This window comes from Lysinibacillus sp. RU7 (assembly GCF_057837305.1).
This window is the reverse complement of the sequence record NZ_JBYQFK010000016.1, coordinates 13309-28990: the sequence shown is the minus strand read 5'-3', so window position 1 is coordinate 28990 and position 15682 is coordinate 13309. Positions and strand designations below refer to the sequence as shown.

The following is a 15682-nucleotide window of genomic DNA, read 5'->3' as shown; positions in this document are numbered from 1 at the left end:
TCCTTTCGAAAATCTTATCTTTACTAGTATAGTATAAATTCTCATTATATGGCGAGATTTTCTATCGAATTCTTGAATTTTTCTATCATAAGAAAGGAATTTCTACAAAAACGATTAGAAATTCTTCGCATCCGGTTTATTATAACCGTATTTTTCGAAAAATTCTTCTTTAAAATCCCCAAGACGATCTTCTCGAATCGCTTGACGTACATCTTCCATGAGCTTAATTAAGAAGCGCAGGTTATGATACGACGTTAAGCGTAGACCAAATGTTTCTTCCGTACGTAATAAATGACGAACATAAGCACGTGTATAGTTTTTACATGTGTAGCAATCACATGTTTCATCAATTGGACGGAAGTCACGCGCATATTTCGCATTTTTAATGACCATACGCCCTTCTGATGTCATTAATGTACCGTTACGGGCAATTCGCGTTGGCAATACACAGTCGAACATATCAATCCCGCGGATAGAACCATCAATCAGCGAATCGGGTGAACCAACCCCCATTAAATAACGCGGCTTGTCTGCTGGCATTAATGGCGCTGTAAAGTCTAATACTTTGTTCATGATGTCTTTTGGCTCACCAACGGATAAACCACCGATTGCATAACCTGGGAAGTCTAGCTCTATTAACGCTTCTGCTGAACGACGACGCAAGTCTTCATATTCTCCACCTTGAATAATCCCAAATAAGCCTTGCTCATCTGGACGCTGATGTGCTTCTTTACAACGTTTTGCCCAGCGTGTTGTACGATCCACAGACGCTAGCATATACTCATACGTCGCTGGAAACGGCGGACATTCATCAAACGCCATCATAATATCTGAGCCAAGGTCATTTTGAATTTCCATCGCTTTTTCAGGAGATAAAAATAATTTATCGCCATTTAAGTGATTACGGAAATGAACGCCTTCCTCTTCAATTTTACGGAATTGACTGAGCGAAAACACTTGGAAGCCGCCTGAATCTGTTAAAATGGGACGATCCCAATTCATAAATTGATGCAATCCGCCCGCTTCTTTGACGATATCATTGCCTGGACGTAGCCATAAGTGATAAGTATTCGATAGGATAATCCCTGCATTCATTTCCTTTAATTCTTCTGGGCTCATCGCTTTTACTGTTGCTTGTGTCCCAACCGGCATAAATGTTGGCGTTTCAAACGATCCGTGTGGTGTGTGCACAATTCCAAGGCGCGCACCTGTTTGAGCACAAGTTTTAATTAATTCGTAACGAATTGGTGGTTGTGTCATAAATAAAATCCCTCTCATTTCTAAAGTAAAAACAGTACTTCGATTGAACTCGTAATATTGTATCACAAAAATTTAAAAGTGCATGGATAAAGCATTTTTATGTTGAAGGGAAATTAACTGTTTTGCATTTTTGTATATTTAAATGAAATGGTTTGGGGTACATTTGGGGTACCTCTGGGGTACTGATATTATTTTAATTAATAAGACCGCTTCCTATTTATATGGAAAGCGGTCTTTCGGTTTTGGTTATGAGTTTCATCTTATTTAATATTCAATATCTTTAACACTTAAAATATCCAAGAAGTGAACTTTATGCATATCCCCCCACTTGTTTTGTATATGTATCAACTTGGTGTTAGCATCCATTTTCGTGACTATGCCTTTTAAGGGTTCTTCTTTTTTATATATAGTGAAAACTTTATATTGCTTTTCTTCCATTGCTTCAGTCAATGCAGCAGCAAGTTCCTCTAATTCAAACTCATCACGAGTCGGATGCTTCGGTTCTTTCTTCTTTGATGCAATTTCTTTTTTAGCTACCATTTCCATCTACCCTTCCTATATAATGTTCCGTTCTCTTTGAATAACCGGAGCAATGGCAAGAACATTATTTATAATAAAAGTCCGTTTTGCCTGTCTTGTAAAACAGTATGCCTGGAATGTATCACCAGCCATTTTAATGATTTTTATACGGCGCTTTGTAATTTTACCGTCCTTGGCCAGGTACATCATATTTGCTGGTTGCCCTCTTTGCATTACCTTTAATAATTGTTCTTTCATTATTCCATCCTCCTTCAAAAAAGAACGTTTGTTTGTATTTATATTAGAACATTCGTTCTTATTTGTAAATAAAAAAATGTCATCCACAATGATCTGTGGATGACTTTAATTTTTATACTTGCTCATATGTAATGTCCTCTCGATGCTTAATACCAACTGCATTGACGATACCTTTTTCTTTTAACATCTTCAATAGTAATTCTTCTGTGGCATACTGTTTTTCTTCCAAAGTTTTAAATTGAATATTTGTTATACCTTCATGCAATTCACCGGCGTAGACATAGTAATACTTAACAAATTGTTCCATGGTCCTCACCTCCCTCTTCGACATAATTCGGGAGAGGAAAATAAATCCCTTTATAAGTGTTCAAATTTAAATTTTGACCGAATCTATTGACAAAATAAAAAAAGAGAGCGATTGCTCGCCCCCTTTCCTACCACGCACTCAGGCGAATAGCCAATTCACCTATTTACAATATATTACACTTTTTGTACATGTACAATACTAGCCAACTTGGCATTTTTAATTTTTGTAGCACCTGTATTAGCAGCTTCTAATCCTTTAAATGTACCTGTTTTTACACGCCACAAATCATTTACTTGATCTAAATAACACGTCCAACCAAAACGATACTTCATAACATCGATAACATTCTCTGCATCCTCACGTGATTTATATGTTCCTGTAAATAAACGATATAGCACATTGGTATCTTCTGGAGATTGAACAGGTTTAGCAATCGCATTAGACCCTTTGACCATTTGCAAAAATGTTGTCCAAGGAATCTTATTGCTTCGTATTAATTTAGGGCAATTCTTACCTGTGTAATAATTGTGTTGTACTACGTTAGATAAAGGAATCCCCTCATCTTGCATAATTTTAGCCACTAATGCAGCAGCGTTTTGCACAGCTTTTTGATAGTTTCCATCTGCATTAACGCAGATTTCAATATGAATCGCTTCATTATTACCACTACCAGCTGCCCAACAACGTATGTCATGCGTAAATGATTGAACTGCTTCATGATCGTCTACTTGCCAATGCCAGGATGCTTGTCTAGTGTTACCATTCTTTTGGAGTCGGCTATGTGCATCTGCATCTGCACCAGCACGTGTATTATCTGTTTCGTGTACACAGATACGTTTTTTACCATTGCCCTTACCATATGACACTTTATCCACAATTAACTGATGTACTAAGTTTTGACGAATTTTCACCATTACTTATCACCACTCTTTACAACTTTAGTAAGGTCAAACGTACCGCAAGCAGCCAAACCACCAATTGCACCTGCTAAAGCCATAATGTATATCGAGTACTCTGTGATTGGCCATACTGCAATCCCAATTAAAATACCGACTGCCACAGAGACAATCGGTACATATTGGTTAGCTAATTGAAATGTTGTTTTTACGACCTGAACGAATGCGTTAATAATTCCTAAAATCGCTACTGCGACGATGAATAATACTGTTAAATCCATGTTTATGCACTCTCCTTCTTATAAGCATATTTTTCGATACGGTCAACGCGCCCCTCTAAAGTTGAAAGGCTTGTATTTATACCCTCTAAAGCGTGAGCCGTTCTTTCTTGTGATTCATTTGAGCGCTCTAAATGCGACATTAACGCCTTTTCACGTTCTTTTGATTCCTCTCGATGCGACTGATCAAGTTGGACTAAATAATTGAAAATGTAGCGCCCAGCAAACATTGCTGCGAAAATTAATACGATGGATAAGTAAATCCATGGATTTGAACTACTCGCTACTTTTTCGGCGATACCTGCCCCCGTTACTACTAATAATTCCAATGCCCTCACCTGCCCATAAAAAATAGCACTGCTCGGTACAGTGCGTTGCTTGGGTCTTGATGCAATATAAAAAGCACTCTCGAGTGAGAGTGCAAAAAGAAAAGAACGCCCAAATGGACGTTCTCTTTCAAGTTATTCGATTTACAACAACTGTTACAGTAACATCTTCGTAGCCTGTTGCTTTAATCGTCCATACATGTGTCCCAATCGTATAGTATCCACCAGACGAAGCTGCGATTTTTCCAACTGATTTTTGAAATGCCGAAATCATATTACTTCCTGTAGGTTTTGAATCGATAGTAGAAGTGATGCTAGTAATGGCGTTTCTCCAATCTGGATCATCTGGAAATGTAAACTCAACAGGACTTCCGTATAAAACTGGTGAATCTGCATACATAACTGGTGCTACTTTCAATCCATTGCTATTCTCGTCTTATCCCTCTCTATCTCGGTTTTATAACGAGCCTTCACCGTGCAGGCGACTTTCATCGCACACGGCGATCCGTCAGCGATAGATCTTCTAAACTTATCTCCCCAATTTTAGTATACTCTTTCAACATTAAATTTACGTTAAAAAATATTTTTGACCATAAAAAATAACGCTAGCTACTGCTGCGTTTAAAAGTCTTGCTTTGTAATTTCTTTGTACTCTTCGGCAGTGATTTCACCAAATGGATTGCTCTCAGTAAAAACAGCTGAACGCAATTGTTCAGCCGTCACCCACTTTAATTTATAAGCCATTTCCCAGAATTCCATTAGGACGCACCTCCTTTCAACTGCATAATTTCAAGTTTCATTTGAGCTACTTGTGTGCCAAGTCCGTTGATAATTGCTTCTTTATACATATTAGCTAGTTTTTCTTGCGCTAATTGAGCACCTAAAGCAGCAACTTTTTCTCTTTCAGTTAAGCCACTAAATATTTTGGTTGGTGGCTTTAAGTTACCAAATTCATCTCGTTCACGGATTTCCATTAGTCAATCACCCCTATCAGTACATGGATTTTTTCATCGGCTAGTAAAGAAGATTGCTGTAAGTCTAGTTGTAAAATGATGTGATCAGCAGGTGTTGCATTTTCATAATGGAATTGATCCTCAAACATGCCCGGTACATTCGCTACTGGTGCTGGCTCTTCTTTTTTAATCATTGGCACAAAGTTTTCAGCCTCACCTGTCTGCGTCATGCTGATAGATGCAGATACTACTAGATTTTCATCACGTCGTACCCAGATAACGACTCCTTTTGCAGTACCGAGTGGAGGTAGGATTTTATAGCGTGCAGTTGATTTCAATTGTTCCGTTTTAACTTCGTTTTTTTGAAGTTTTATAGTACGGCTTGTCTTAGCACCGTAGCTATCAATCACCTCAACGACAATATTATTCAAACCAACTTTGAGCTGGCCAAGCTTTATTTTAAAATCGAAGTGACCATTTGTACCAGATGCGACTTGGACACTGTTGCCACCGTTGATACGATAAGAGACAGTCGTTGTATTGTTGTCCAAATCGTTGTAAGAGCCAGTAATCTCAATCTCGTCACTGTCAATGATACCAGCTGTAACAGGTGGGTTAACAGTTAGTGATGGGGCCCGGTTTGGAACAACGTAAAATGTACGTTCAACAATTGTTGATGTACCGCCTTGGTCATCTGTAGCCCAAACTTTGAGTGTGTGGGCTACACCATCTGTTAAGCCACTGACAATAAGTGTTTCACCGTCGTAAAGATTCCCTCTACGGAATGTTAACGTTTTGCTAAACGCCTCTGCTGTGCCGTTGGAAACAAGCGCTTTTATAGCGCGTACAGTACCAGCATTAATTTGGTACCGTACTGTGACGGTGTTGCCGTTATCTGCGTCGGATGCTGTGCCAGCAATATTAAGTGTGTCGTTTTCGTAAAATGTGTTGCTATTTTGAGTATCTAGTTTTACTACTGGGTTATTATTAAACCAATCTATAGGAATACTTATAGGGATTGCTTGATAATTACCTGCGATACCAGTATCGACTCCAAACCCGTCAAAAACACCATTACTTGTTCTTCCCCCTTTTATAGTGAGCGCTACCTGGTCGGGAATTTTATTTTCATCTAAGTCAATAATAGGACCTAAGAAAACAGACGGATTGTTAGGGGAATCCGCAACTGTATATAATGTATAGGTTTTTTCTCCGTTTTTATAATATAAAGCTGCATAAAAAGATGAAAAATGAACAGCAGTGTGATGATCTAAGCCTACAATTAATTTCAGCCGTACTTTTCCAGATGATACGTAATCTAAGTACGCTTTAACTCTATCACTTCCTATATTTGTATATTTTAAAGGTATTGCTATACTAACAACAGTTGGCATCTCATACCACCTCCACTAACTCAACATTAAACGTCACAAACGGCGCGACATCTAATGTTTGACTTGTTGCATTAACCGCTGCCGTACTACGCGCTACTTTCGCACCTTTACTGTAATCAGCTGTTAAAGCCGCTACCGTAATTGTATTTGCTCCTGTATCAACACTTTGAATCGTTACATGCTCATAGCTATCGGCGTCATAAATTGTCACTACCTGTAACGCTTCGAACAATGAGGCATTTGCTACTGGTATCACTGTATCAGCACTTGTTACAGTAGCCGTTACATCCGTTTGTGCAGTCAATCGCTCAAGACGCGACAAACCATTGCCATCATCAAAAATATCAGCAAATGTACCGTTGTTGCCCGGTGCGCGACCGTCAAGCTCCATTAAAGCTTGCATTTTTTCTATCTCTCGGTACATAAATCCAAGCAGCATATAAGCGTTGTAAATCCCCCACTCGATGTTATTGGCATACTCTGCCCAGAAAGTTGTACCTTCTTCTAACACTTCACTCGTCACTGGATCCACTAAGTCATCTTCCCATTGGGTACGAGTGTAAGGATTATTTTTGGGATCAATTGGGATGGGTCCATTCATTAATGACATTAGCTTTTCACCTCAACTTTTTTCGAAACAATCTCTAATTCAAACGGGAACGATACGGCATAGCCTTGTGAGCCGATAGTGTGATTCATCGTTTTCACGTACCATTCGCGACCCAAACTATCGACAAGCGCCACTTTCGTGACTGTCCCTCGTTCGGTCGTAAACTTCACATACTTACGCAAGCCATGCTTTCGGCTAACGTGCGATATTTCCTTTTCGTATGTGACACCATCAACAGTCACTTTGGCACTAACCGTATTGGCATCTAAAAAATCAATCATGCTATCAATCGCAATTTGTTGTAGCTCTGTAGCCATCTAAACACCTCCAGCACGAAAATGACCACATCGTTTACGGTTGATACCGAACGTGTAGCCATTGTCATTAATATTAACTTTTTCACTTGTAACTGCACCCGGACGAGTTTCCGTTTTAAAATGACCGGTAATCGGCGCATCGAATGGGAATGTATAACTTGGTTGCATTTGATAGGGTGGTAATTTCCCGGCGTTTCCTGGGCGAGATGCTGTTTTAAATCGACCACAAATGCGACCGTTGAATACCCAGCCGTATGTGCCGACAATTAGTTGCAGCATATCCTTTAAAATACCTTCTGCAATAATCATATAAATATTTAACGGCACCATTGGCTCTAAAATATCCAATAGCTCACGATAATAGTTCTGTTCGCTGGGTATCAATAATTCTAAAACATACTCTTGTGCATCTAGATTGATTTGATAATTACCTTCTCCGAAAATAGAGTTCAATAATTGTTGTAACGAGCGCCATGTGTATGGTAGCTTGTTATTAATTTTTGCCAGAACCCTCATTCTTCTTGTTTCAAGCGTATCTGTAGTACGCCGTTTTAATTTCAACATCTTTTCCCATCGAGCAATACCAACTTCATCTGTATGATGAACAAATCGCATGGCAAAAAGTTGTAATAACTCCACTCTCACTCGATTGAAATTTGTATTTTCAACTTTTCCAATTTCAATAAATTCCTCAAAATCACTAACAGTCGGTGGATAACGTTTTGTCATATCAATCTCATGTGTTAACGGTTCATACATTGGTTATCTCACCCCTCGCTGGTATAGCATCACTATCTAAAATAAAGTTATTGGCTACCCCATTGACTGTCGTATTTTGTACATCGATTATGCCATTAATTTCAAGCATTCGTGATTCTAATTGCACAATACGAACAACGAGTTGCGTGGTGTTCTCCCATGTTTTTTTCAGCTCCAACAAATAGTCATCTACCATTTGCTGCACATCTAATTCAACGTCTGCCCAACCATACCCATCCTCAAAAATGATGTTCGGGAAATTAATATCTACTGTAATCCGATTGACACCCACAATTAAAACGGTATGACCGATTGGTGCGATACCTAAGCCCTCTCCTTGGTTGGTCACTGGATCAATGGCTGTCTGTAAAGATTCTAATAGCGTCGGTGATGGCACATTATAAGTTGCGTCTAACACAACCAATTTCACATTGTAAATCCCTTCTCGGATGCGATACGCCTTTACGCCACCTACCCCTTGTAATTCGTGGACCTTCTCCATATAATCTTTCCGATTCCCACCGTAAGCAAGTGCTTCAAAACTTTCCAAATAGCGTTTACGTAAACTTTCTGTTTCTTCCTCATCTTCACCGGGGATTAATAGTTCAGTTAATTCAGCTTTTGTTAAACCGTCGATATACTCAATCGGTATTAATTGCCCAAAATAATTGTTACCGACCGAACCAGGTGTTTCGCATTCTAATTTAAAAACACCGTGACTGATTCTCTCAGTGACGGTGTAATTAAGCATATCCAGGTTAAAGCGGCTCCCCATTGGTACATCCATATTAAATTTGCCTTTTAAAATAGCCTTTTCAGCTGGATATGGTGTGATCCCCCTGTCTTTACATAAACGGATTAAAAATGCACGGGAAGCGGTATCACCAAACATTTCTCGGAGCATACCTTCCATCGAAAAATACAATTCATACAATTGAATCGTATGAGGTGAAAGAGCGTCCCAAACAATCGACCCTTCTCGCTTGTCGATGTTTGTTTTGACCATATCAAGTGCATCCTCAAGTAGCTGCTCTTGTGTAATATGTTCAAACATCAGATATCCACCTCCTTTTTAATTTGAATGAAACCGTATATGGTGTTGGCCATAAGTGACATAAACACCTTGTTCCGTTTGTGACTAAAGGAGAAATCATCTGCCGAAATAATACGATCGTCGTGAAGTAATGCCTCTGTAGTAAGTCGCTTGAGTTCACTATAAACATATGGAATAGGCTTCCCCATAAGTTTGGCGATTTCAGCACCATAGTTCCAACTGTATATAATTTCATTGTATCGATAAGTACTTAATAGCTTATATATTGCTTGTTCCATCGCTTCACGACCATCTGTATAGCCGACAATACGTTTCCTTTCATGGTCCATTCGGTACGTCCTCGATGTTTGAGTGGGTGTTTCTTCAAAATCCATTGTTAAATCGATATTATTTTTGTTTGATGGTAGCATCCTTCACCCACTCCTTATCGAAAATGACATATTTTTGGCCACCCATTGCACGCAGCATGTACACCACATCGCCTTCTTCAAGTGCATTATGGATTTTGTAACGCCATGGCGGTGGTGGGAATGTCCACTCAGGTACCCCATCGGTTATATCCAACTCATGATCTAATACAGCTCTCGTTAAAATTAATTGAGGTGCATATAGCGTTAATTTCGAATCCACCTTAACAGTAAGTGGACTTGTGCTAATAACAGTACCGTAGCAAAAATCAGCTAGTTTCTTACTGTTAATATAGTTGTCTACCACGGTTTTGATTGAAGCAATAATATCATTTATGTTACGCACTAAAACCACCTCCTATTAATGCAAGATCCATTTCGTAGTGACTTTCATAAAATCGATGTTTCGCCTTTTCAATCACCATAAAATTAGCGACAGTTGCATCACCTAAATACAATTGCACTGCGACAGAAGCTCCTGCACGAGCTGAAGTATCTCCGAAAACATCTTTCATGTGCAAAGTACGTTTTTTCTGGTTATACAAGGCTAGTAATCCTGCTGCTCGAGCAGGCGCATTCACCGTATCATCAATCGTTTCAGTATGCTGTAAAACGCCCCACTGATTAATATTGCCACCATCTTGGACAATAGTGACTTCCCGTTTATTGTTCTTTTTATCTTCATAAACAAGTTTAATTTTGTTATATACACCCTCATCAATGGATGTTGTATATTCAAACGATTCACCGGATGTTTCATCAATTAAAATGTTTGTACGAAGTGACAATAGGTTTTTCAAGCTAAGCGCGCCGAAATCATCAAATAATACGTAGGTCGTTCCTGTATGCCCTGTCGTTTCACTCAAGGCATTATTGATTATACTGAACAATTCTTGATTGTCCTCCACTCGAGAAGGGATGACATAACCAGTAGATTCGATACTGCCTACATTCAATCCAAAATCACTGGCTATCATTTTCAATACTTGGTCTGCTGTTTTGTTCATATAAACATAAGTATCTTTATTTTTGAAATAGCGTAATTGATCATATGCCGTTACTTGGATGAAACGATTATTTGTACGTTTTTTCGTAAAAACAAAACCGTAAAATACCTTCTGTCCATCGTACTCAAATCGGACAGCATCCCCCTCCTGAAACCCGAAGTTTTCCCAGTCATCTTTTACAATTTCAAACGTGAGCTTACCGGGCGCCTTCTCTCGTTCGGTTTCCCAAACGATACCTTCCTTAACTGCACATAAATACATGCGAGAACCACTTGAAATGTATAATCGAGCCTTCTTATCATTCAAAACGGATCACCTGCCCTGGATAGATAATTCTAGGGTTTGATATATTGTTTAATTTAGCGATTTCTTTATACTTGCTACCATCTCCTAAATGCTTTTTACATAAAGCCCACAAAGAATCACCTTTTTGAACGGTATATGATTTGGTTGTTTCTTTCCCTGTCGTTGCACGATTATTTACAACAGACGCCGTTGTCGTACCTGATGAAGATGTTTTCAACTCGATTTTTTTATTTCCATAAGCACGAAATTGTTTGAACTTTAAAACCGCTGTTACATCAAAGCCATCTTCAGCACTTTCTTGAATTTGATAATCTTCTAGACCTACCGTTAAATTCGTATCAAATAACAAATCGCCATTCGGTTTTAGCCGATTGACGATTAATTGGAAAGGCTTCTGATTTAATTTGAGTTGTTCGAATTTATCTAGAAAATAAGCAGCTGGTTGAAAACCATCAGGATAAACGGCAAATGGATACTTCACATTGGGCAACATGACCGAAAACTCCACATCCGTTAAGCCAGGTTTTTTTAGAATATTAATCTCGCCTTCATCGATTAACACAACTGTTTCATTTTTATTGGTAATCGAGATTGTCATTTCAGATGGGGCAACAGGTAGTTGCAACCCATCAACATAAAAGTTATACATCTCCTGTTAGTCCCCCTCTGCTATATTCGCTGCGGCCTCTTCCATCTTCTCACCGAAACGATCAATAACCCCGTCGATATCCATATCGGAATTGATAAAGTTTTCGTTCTTCATATCCACTTTAATTTCAGCAGTTGTATAGCGATTGATTGAGTCACGGGCAGCAATATCGCGTAAATACTTCAAATCTTCTTCTAACATCGTGACGCTATCAGCTAGTTTCCCTGTATTATTCGCCGTATCTCGACCTGCAGCATTCCCTTTACCAAGTGCATCCTCAATCCCCCCTAAACCAGCAGCTAAATTATCTAAATCCAAGCCTGCTAAATCGGTGAGATCGGTGAAGGAGTCGGTGATGGAAGGTATACCGAATTTAAATTTATCAGCATTAAATAAATTCGCTCCCCACTCGTAACCTTGCACAGCGTTATCTAATGGTGATGTGTAATCGATTTGCGGTGCCTTCCAATAGTTATCAGGGGCTTCCCCTACCCAATCATTAATGGTATTTTTTAGTCCGCTATAATCGGCAACTAAAGATGCCCTTTGACTTACCTCTCCTACCTTACCTATATCGATACCTGGAACATTATTTAAGGCATCAATTACCCAATTTATAGCCTTTATAGCCATATTGGCACCAGCAATAAACATATTCGCCAAGTTCGTTGCAGCACTATCGAAAGAACCGATCATAGAAGTAGCCATATCAATTGCGGTAGTCGCTAGATTTGCGAATAACCTTTTTATAGCGTACACAGGATTTGTCCATACATTTACCCAGAACTCAGCGAACATTAATATCAAATTCAACATAAATACAATGATGTTATAAAAAGTTGAATACATAAACATAAATCCAGCAACAATTATGCCTGTTGCACTGATAGAGGTATCAGCGAAATGATTCACTACTGCAATCGCGGCGTAAAATAATCCGATTAAGAGAATTATTGCAGCGATAATTAATCCAACAGGATTTGCCATCATAGCTGCATTTAATTCCCATTGCGCTATAGTAAGTAAAATGGTCGCTAATTTAGCGGCCGTTAAATAACCGATAAACGCAAATAATGCACTCCCTGCCAATTGAACAACAGGAGCAATAACTGACCAATTAGTGTATACAAACGAACCGATGCTAGCCATCATTTGTAATGCTTGCATAGCATATTCAGCAAGTAAATACAATTGCCCTTTCATATCTTGTAAAAAAGACTTCATGTTATCGCTATTTGCTATGCTATTTATATACGAAAGTACATCTCTAAAAGCCCATAATGCATCGTTTTTCATATTGGTCCATATTTGTGACCACGTTGTAGGCATGGAATTAAATTTATCGTTTATTTCATCAGATGCTGCAAACATTGCGTTTTTTACAATATCTGCAGTAATAGCCCCTTCTGTAGCTAATTCACGTATTCGACCTATCGGTTCACCTATATAGTCCGCTATAGTACCAATTAAGTTTGGAGCTTGCTCAAAGATTGAGTTTAATTCGTCTCCACGAAGTACACCTGATGCGAGAGCTTGTGATAACTGTAATGTTGCATTACCCGCTTCAACGGCATTTGCACCAGCAATACCGAATTGTTTTTGTACAAGTTCAGTAAACGCGATTACTTCTGATATACTCCCGAATGCATCTCTAGCATTCGAGCCGATACGAGATACCATGTCGGCAGTATCTTTAAATGATGAATAAGATCGTTGGGCTGATTCAAAAATTAATTGTTGAGCTTGTTCAATTTGGCTCATGCCCGTTACTGCCACATTCACATTCATAGAAGTAGCTTGTAGGGCATTCACTTTTCCTTGTACATCATCAAGTGATTGTATATTCTCTACCGAAAGTAGTACGTTCGCTTCATTGGTTCGAATCTGCGAAAGATTAGATGATAGCTCAGCCAACTGCTCGCCGTCTGTTTGCACATCAACATTAACAACTGAATTATCTAAAGCCTTAAGATCTTGCTGAATCTGAAGATCATTCCAATTCGCATTTAGTGTCAGAAGAGTATTTAAATTATCGATATCATGTTGCACTTCGTTTATTCCTGATGATTTCATATCAACATTGATGAATTGGTCATCGATTACTGGCATATCATCAATAAGAAGTTGTATACGAGCTGTAGTATCTGTCATTTGGTCTGACATACTTAACGCTTGGCCGATACCCTGTATAGATAAATACGTACCAGCAATCGCCCCGATTGTGCCAAGTAAATTGCGTGCTAAATCATTCCCGGCACGAATGTCGCGGTTAAACCTTTCCTGTGCATCTTCTGATTGCTGAATTTCATGTTCTAACTGATTGAAGGTGGATTCTAAGTTTTGTAATTCACTATGAGCCTGCCTTAAAGCAGTTACATCAATCGCGTTGCTTGAAGCACTCTCAATCTGTTCAAAAGCATCTATTACACTCGTCATCGCCATATTCATGGCATGAAATTGTTTGGACATCATATCTTCAATCATGATAGATGTATGAATGGTCGCCAAAAGTATCCCTCCTTTCAGACATAATAAAAAGCCACTCAAATACGAGTGACTTTCTGTAATTAATTTAAATTTATAGTACCTGTCTCTGTTCCCCAAAAACCTGTTTTCACTTGTAAATCTAAACCTGTTAATCCAGCTGGTACTTCAAACACTACGTTACCAGTAAGCGCGAGTCCTGGATTGATACCTTCGAAGGTAAAGTATTTATCATCTGCTACGATAATCGATGATGGCGAATATTCAGCTCCATTTGCTGCTTTTAACTTAAAAAAGCTTGAATCCGTTTGAATCATTTCATTACCATCGTTACGTACAGTTACATTCACATTTAAAAATACTGCACCATCAACATCAGGAGTATATTTCATATAACCATTAGCAGCACTGATTTCGTTAACTTCACCGATAGAATTTACTTTAAAAATCACTTTACCTACAGCAAGTTCTTCACCGATGCTAGTTTTTTTATTTTCTTCGACTAAAGGTTTGTCGCTTTCTTCTTTAGTTGTATTTGCAACAGAATCTTTTTCATTTGGATTTTGACTATCATCGCCAATTAGTAGACCGATAATTACTAATAAAACAAATAAAGCAATAGTACCTCCACAACCAAATTTCACAAATTTCTTCATAAAACTATCCCTCCTCATACACAATTATACATGTAGGAAGGTCTACTTTCTACCGCTTTTTACTAGTTTTACCTTTACGCCCTTGCTTCTTTGCTTCCTTTTCCTGCTTCTTATCAGCATCCACTTTAACCTGAATAGAAGCAATAACAAAGGCACGTTCATACCGATCTAACGCTAAATATTGTGACGGCAATAGCTTTAGCTTATGTAACGCATAATGCGCGATATTAGCATCACTATCACCGTCGTTAATTAGTTTTTTGCTTCTTCTACAAGATCATCCATCGATAAATCAAAGCCGTTTACTGATTGAGCGATTTCTTTTGCTTTCGCCAGTTCACCTGGTAACAACATTTTTTGCACTAATTCTTCAGCACCCATTACACCGTAAGAATCCTGTAACTCTTTATTGTGTAAGTCCGGGAATGTAACTGTCGCTGTCACTAATTTAAGTGAGTAAAGGTTGCTATCGAGTTCTGGCATCGTTAAACCTTTTTTCATCGGTACTGGTACACGACGAGTACATTCTTTACGTAATGCAGCATCCTTGTCACCGCCGATTGCGCCGAATTGCCATTTCACAACACCTTTTTCATCCTTAAACCGATTAGATACTGCATGTTCCTCAATAGTTGGGCGCTCTACGTTTTGCGCCATGAATGCTTGTAAATTCATATTTTCCACCTGTCCTTTTTGTATTTTTAATAAACCTCACTAACTGTATAATTTTTACAGAAAGAGAGGTGAGAGTTGTGAATAAATTTGAAAAACATTTACTACAATTTGCTTATGAAAATTACAGTACGAATGGCAGTTCTTATACGGAATTTCAACCACGAAATTCGACGGATGCGATATATTATTCTGATGCCATTGAATACTTAGAAGAAAGTGGACATGTACTATCACATGTCAATAACTTTGCTGACGGTCCGGTTAATCCTTTAAACAACGACACTCTTATTTGTTATGAATTAACCGAACAAGGGGTAGAATTTGCGAAATCTACATTTGTTCCTTAATCTCTAGTGGAAAAGAGAATGTAATAGTACATTTGGGTCCTTCCTTATGAAGAAGTATTTCTTCTAAGTAATTTTGTAATTCGGACGGGGTAGTAGTTTGTAGTTCTTTAAGCAACAATTCGCAAGTAAGCAATTTCGCTTCTGCGGTTGTTGCTTTTAAAAACTTTGCTTCCATAACCCCATCCACTACATTTCTAATATTCATTTCATTCGCCTCCAC

General features: G+C 38.5%; 25 protein-coding genes. 1 reads left to right on the top strand and 24 read right to left on the bottom strand.

The annotated features are described in order from the left end of the window. Positions 1 to 114: 114 nt before the first annotated feature. From tgt to AC3II9_RS12645, 23 genes are all read right to left on the bottom strand, one after another. The gene (tgt, locus tag AC3II9_RS12755) at positions 115 to 1260 is read right to left on the bottom strand and encodes a tRNA guanosine(34) transglycosylase Tgt (protein ID WP_489155987.1); all 1146 of its coding nucleotides are present in this window, start codon (positions 1258 to 1260) and stop codon (positions 115 to 117) included. 264 nt (positions 1261 to 1524) lie between these two features. Beyond that, positions 1525 to 1806, bottom strand: a complete 282-nt coding sequence (locus tag AC3II9_RS12750) for a YolD-like family protein (RefSeq protein ID WP_489155986.1) — start codon at positions 1804 to 1806, stop codon at positions 1525 to 1527. A gap of 9 nt (positions 1807 to 1815) precedes the next feature. After that, positions 1816 to 2037, bottom strand: a complete 222-nt coding sequence (locus tag AC3II9_RS12745) for a transcriptional regulator (protein ID WP_489155984.1) — start codon at positions 2035 to 2037, stop codon at positions 1816 to 1818. Between the two features lie 112 nt (positions 2038 to 2149). After that, a complete protein-coding gene (locus AC3II9_RS12740; RefSeq protein WP_489155983.1) occupies positions 2150 to 2344 on the bottom strand; it encodes a hypothetical protein in 195 nt (64 codons plus the stop codon). A 173-nt stretch (positions 2345 to 2517) separates the two neighbouring features. Next, complete coding sequence (locus tag AC3II9_RS12735) at positions 2518 to 3258, bottom strand: peptidoglycan recognition protein family protein (RefSeq protein WP_489155981.1); 741 nt, start codon at positions 3256 to 3258, stop codon at positions 2518 to 2520. Continuing rightward, positions 3258 to 3521, bottom strand: coding sequence for a holin (locus tag AC3II9_RS12730; protein WP_489155979.1), 264 nt, complete (start codon positions 3519 to 3521; stop codon positions 3258 to 3260). The genes AC3II9_RS12735 and AC3II9_RS12730 overlap by 1 nt, the downstream gene beginning before the upstream one ends. A 2-nt stretch (positions 3522 to 3523) precedes the next feature. Then, positions 3524 to 3856: a hypothetical protein gene (locus tag AC3II9_RS12725; RefSeq protein ID WP_489155977.1), complete on the bottom strand. Its 333-nt coding sequence runs from the start codon at positions 3854 to 3856 to the stop codon at positions 3524 to 3526. Positions 3857 to 3974: 118 nt separating this feature from the next. Then, positions 3975 to 4262, bottom strand: a complete 288-nt coding sequence (locus AC3II9_RS12720; RefSeq protein ID WP_489155975.1) for a hemoblobin-interacting domain-containing protein — start codon at positions 4260 to 4262, stop codon at positions 3975 to 3977. A gap of 203 nt (positions 4263 to 4465) precedes the next feature. Continuing rightward, positions 4466 to 4603, bottom strand: a complete 138-nt coding sequence (locus AC3II9_RS12715; RefSeq protein WP_489155973.1) for an XkdX family protein — start codon at positions 4601 to 4603, stop codon at positions 4466 to 4468. Continuing rightward, positions 4603 to 4818 carry a hypothetical protein gene (locus AC3II9_RS12710; RefSeq protein WP_489155971.1) on the bottom strand — a complete coding sequence of 72 codons (216 nt, stop codon included), beginning with the start codon at positions 4816 to 4818 and terminating at the stop codon, positions 4603 to 4605. The genes AC3II9_RS12715 and AC3II9_RS12710 overlap by 1 nt, the downstream gene beginning before the upstream one ends. Beyond that, positions 4818 to 6191, bottom strand: coding sequence for a hypothetical protein (locus AC3II9_RS12705; protein WP_489155970.1), 1374 nt, complete (start codon positions 6189 to 6191; stop codon positions 4818 to 4820). Before AC3II9_RS12705 ends, AC3II9_RS12710 begins: the two co-directional genes overlap by 1 nt. 1 nt (position 6192) lies before the next feature. Beyond that, positions 6193 to 6801: a hypothetical protein gene (locus AC3II9_RS12700; protein ID WP_489155969.1), complete on the bottom strand. Its 609-nt coding sequence runs from the start codon at positions 6799 to 6801 to the stop codon at positions 6193 to 6195. Then, positions 6801 to 7118 carry a hypothetical protein gene (locus AC3II9_RS12695; protein WP_489155967.1) on the bottom strand — a complete coding sequence of 106 codons (318 nt, stop codon included), beginning with the start codon at positions 7116 to 7118 and terminating at the stop codon, positions 6801 to 6803. Before AC3II9_RS12695 ends, AC3II9_RS12700 begins: the two co-directional genes overlap by 1 nt. Beyond that, positions 7119 to 7877 carry a putative phage tail protein gene (locus AC3II9_RS12690; protein ID WP_489155965.1) on the bottom strand — a complete coding sequence of 253 codons (759 nt, stop codon included), beginning with the start codon at positions 7875 to 7877 and terminating at the stop codon, positions 7119 to 7121. Next, positions 7870 to 8931, bottom strand: coding sequence for a baseplate J/gp47 family protein (locus AC3II9_RS12685; RefSeq protein WP_489155963.1), 1062 nt, complete (start codon positions 8929 to 8931; stop codon positions 7870 to 7872). Before AC3II9_RS12685 ends, AC3II9_RS12690 begins: the two co-directional genes overlap by 8 nt. After that, positions 8931 to 9341, bottom strand: coding sequence for a DUF2634 domain-containing protein (locus AC3II9_RS12680; protein ID WP_489155961.1), 411 nt, complete (start codon positions 9339 to 9341; stop codon positions 8931 to 8933). Before AC3II9_RS12680 ends, AC3II9_RS12685 begins: the two co-directional genes overlap by 1 nt. Continuing rightward, positions 9319 to 9684: a DUF2577 domain-containing protein gene (locus AC3II9_RS12675; RefSeq protein ID WP_489155959.1), complete on the bottom strand. Its 366-nt coding sequence runs from the start codon at positions 9682 to 9684 to the stop codon at positions 9319 to 9321. Before AC3II9_RS12675 ends, AC3II9_RS12680 begins: the two co-directional genes overlap by 23 nt. Next, on the bottom strand, positions 9677 to 10651 hold the full coding sequence (locus tag AC3II9_RS12670; protein ID WP_489155957.1) for an XkdQ/YqbQ family protein: 975 nt from the start codon (positions 10649 to 10651) through the stop codon (positions 9677 to 9679). Before AC3II9_RS12670 ends, AC3II9_RS12675 begins: the two co-directional genes overlap by 8 nt. Further along, positions 10644 to 11300: a LysM peptidoglycan-binding domain-containing protein gene (locus AC3II9_RS12665; RefSeq protein WP_489155956.1), complete on the bottom strand. Its 657-nt coding sequence runs from the start codon at positions 11298 to 11300 to the stop codon at positions 10644 to 10646. The genes AC3II9_RS12670 and AC3II9_RS12665 overlap by 8 nt, the downstream gene beginning before the upstream one ends. A 6-nt stretch (positions 11301 to 11306) precedes the next feature. Further along, positions 11307 to 13808 (bottom strand): tape measure protein, encoded by a 2502-nt coding sequence (locus tag AC3II9_RS12660; protein ID WP_489155954.1) that lies wholly within the window; start codon positions 13806 to 13808, stop codon positions 11307 to 11309. A 59-nt stretch (positions 13809 to 13867) separates the two neighbouring features. Further along, positions 13868 to 14440: a DUF4352 domain-containing protein gene (locus AC3II9_RS12655; protein ID WP_489155952.1), complete on the bottom strand. Its 573-nt coding sequence runs from the start codon at positions 14438 to 14440 to the stop codon at positions 13868 to 13870. A gap of 49 nt (positions 14441 to 14489) precedes the next feature. Further along, a complete protein-coding gene (locus AC3II9_RS12650) occupies positions 14490 to 14633 on the bottom strand; it encodes a hypothetical protein (protein WP_489155950.1) in 144 nt (47 codons plus the stop codon). Between the two features lie 59 nt (positions 14634 to 14692). Beyond that, positions 14693 to 15115, bottom strand: a complete 423-nt coding sequence (locus tag AC3II9_RS12645; protein WP_489155949.1) for a phage tail assembly chaperone — start codon at positions 15113 to 15115, stop codon at positions 14693 to 14695. Between the two features lie 77 nt (positions 15116 to 15192). On the opposite strand from AC3II9_RS12645, the gene AC3II9_RS12640 reads away from it, so the two are divergent. Next, the gene (locus AC3II9_RS12640; protein ID WP_489155947.1) at positions 15193 to 15462 is read left to right on the top strand and encodes a hypothetical protein; all 270 of its coding nucleotides are present in this window, start codon (positions 15193 to 15195) and stop codon (positions 15460 to 15462) included. On the opposite strand, the gene AC3II9_RS12635 is transcribed toward AC3II9_RS12640, so the two are convergent. Next, positions 15446 to 15667 carry a hypothetical protein gene (locus tag AC3II9_RS12635; protein WP_489155945.1) on the bottom strand — a complete coding sequence of 74 codons (222 nt, stop codon included), beginning with the start codon at positions 15665 to 15667 and terminating at the stop codon, positions 15446 to 15448. The genes AC3II9_RS12640 and AC3II9_RS12635 overlap by 17 nt on opposite strands. Positions 15668 to 15682: the final 15 nt, after the last annotated feature.

Bases quoted from the DNA above. Each gene is read 5' to 3' on its own strand.
- tgt (WP_489155987.1), bottom strand. From the start codon at position 1,260: ATGACACAACCACCAATTCGTTACGAATTAATTAAAACTTGTGCTCAA.
- AC3II9_RS12750 (WP_489155986.1), bottom strand. From the start codon at position 1,806: ATGGAAATGGTAGCTAAAAAAGAAATTGCATCAAAGAAGAAAGAACCG.
- AC3II9_RS12745 (WP_489155984.1), bottom strand. From the start codon at position 2,037: ATGAAAGAACAATTATTAAAGGTAATGCAAAGAGGGCAACCAGCAAAT.
- AC3II9_RS12740 (WP_489155983.1), bottom strand. From the start codon at position 2,344: ATGGAACAATTTGTTAAGTATTACTATGTCTACGCCGGTGAATTGCAT.
- AC3II9_RS12735 (WP_489155981.1), bottom strand. From the start codon at position 3,258: ATGGTGAAAATTCGTCAAAACTTAGTACATCAGTTAATTGTGGATAAA.
- AC3II9_RS12730 (WP_489155979.1), bottom strand. From the start codon at position 3,521: ATGGATTTAACAGTATTATTCATCGTCGCAGTAGCGATTTTAGGAATT.
- AC3II9_RS12715 (WP_489155973.1), bottom strand. From the start codon at position 4,603: ATGGAATTCTGGGAAATGGCTTATAAATTAAAGTGGGTGACGGCTGAA.
- AC3II9_RS12710 (WP_489155971.1), bottom strand. From the start codon at position 4,818: ATGGAAATCCGTGAACGAGATGAATTTGGTAACTTAAAGCCACCAACC.
- AC3II9_RS12705 (WP_489155970.1), bottom strand. From the start codon at position 6,191: ATGCCAACTGTTGTTAGTATAGCAATACCTTTAAAATATACAAATATA.
- AC3II9_RS12700 (WP_489155969.1), bottom strand. From the start codon at position 6,801: ATGTCATTAATGAATGGACCCATCCCAATTGATCCCAAAAATAATCCT.
- AC3II9_RS12695 (WP_489155967.1), bottom strand. From the start codon at position 7,118: ATGGCTACAGAGCTACAACAAATTGCGATTGATAGCATGATTGATTTT.
- AC3II9_RS12690 (WP_489155965.1), bottom strand. From the start codon at position 7,877: ATGTATGAACCGTTAACACATGAGATTGATATGACAAAACGTTATCCA.
- AC3II9_RS12685 (WP_489155963.1), bottom strand. From the start codon at position 8,931: ATGTTTGAACATATTACACAAGAGCAGCTACTTGAGGATGCACTTGAT.
- AC3II9_RS12680 (WP_489155961.1), bottom strand. From the start codon at position 9,341: ATGCTACCATCAAACAAAAATAATATCGATTTAACAATGGATTTTGAA.
- AC3II9_RS12665 (WP_489155956.1), bottom strand. From the start codon at position 11,300: ATGTATAACTTTTATGTTGATGGGTTGCAACTACCTGTTGCCCCATCT.
- AC3II9_RS12655 (WP_489155952.1), bottom strand. From the start codon at position 14,440: ATGAAGAAATTTGTGAAATTTGGTTGTGGAGGTACTATTGCTTTATTT.
- AC3II9_RS12645 (WP_489155949.1), bottom strand. From the start codon at position 15,115: ATGAATTTACAAGCATTCATGGCGCAAAACGTAGAGCGCCCAACTATT.
- AC3II9_RS12635 (WP_489155945.1), bottom strand. From the start codon at position 15,667: ATGAATATTAGAAATGTAGTGGATGGGGTTATGGAAGCAAAGTTTTTA.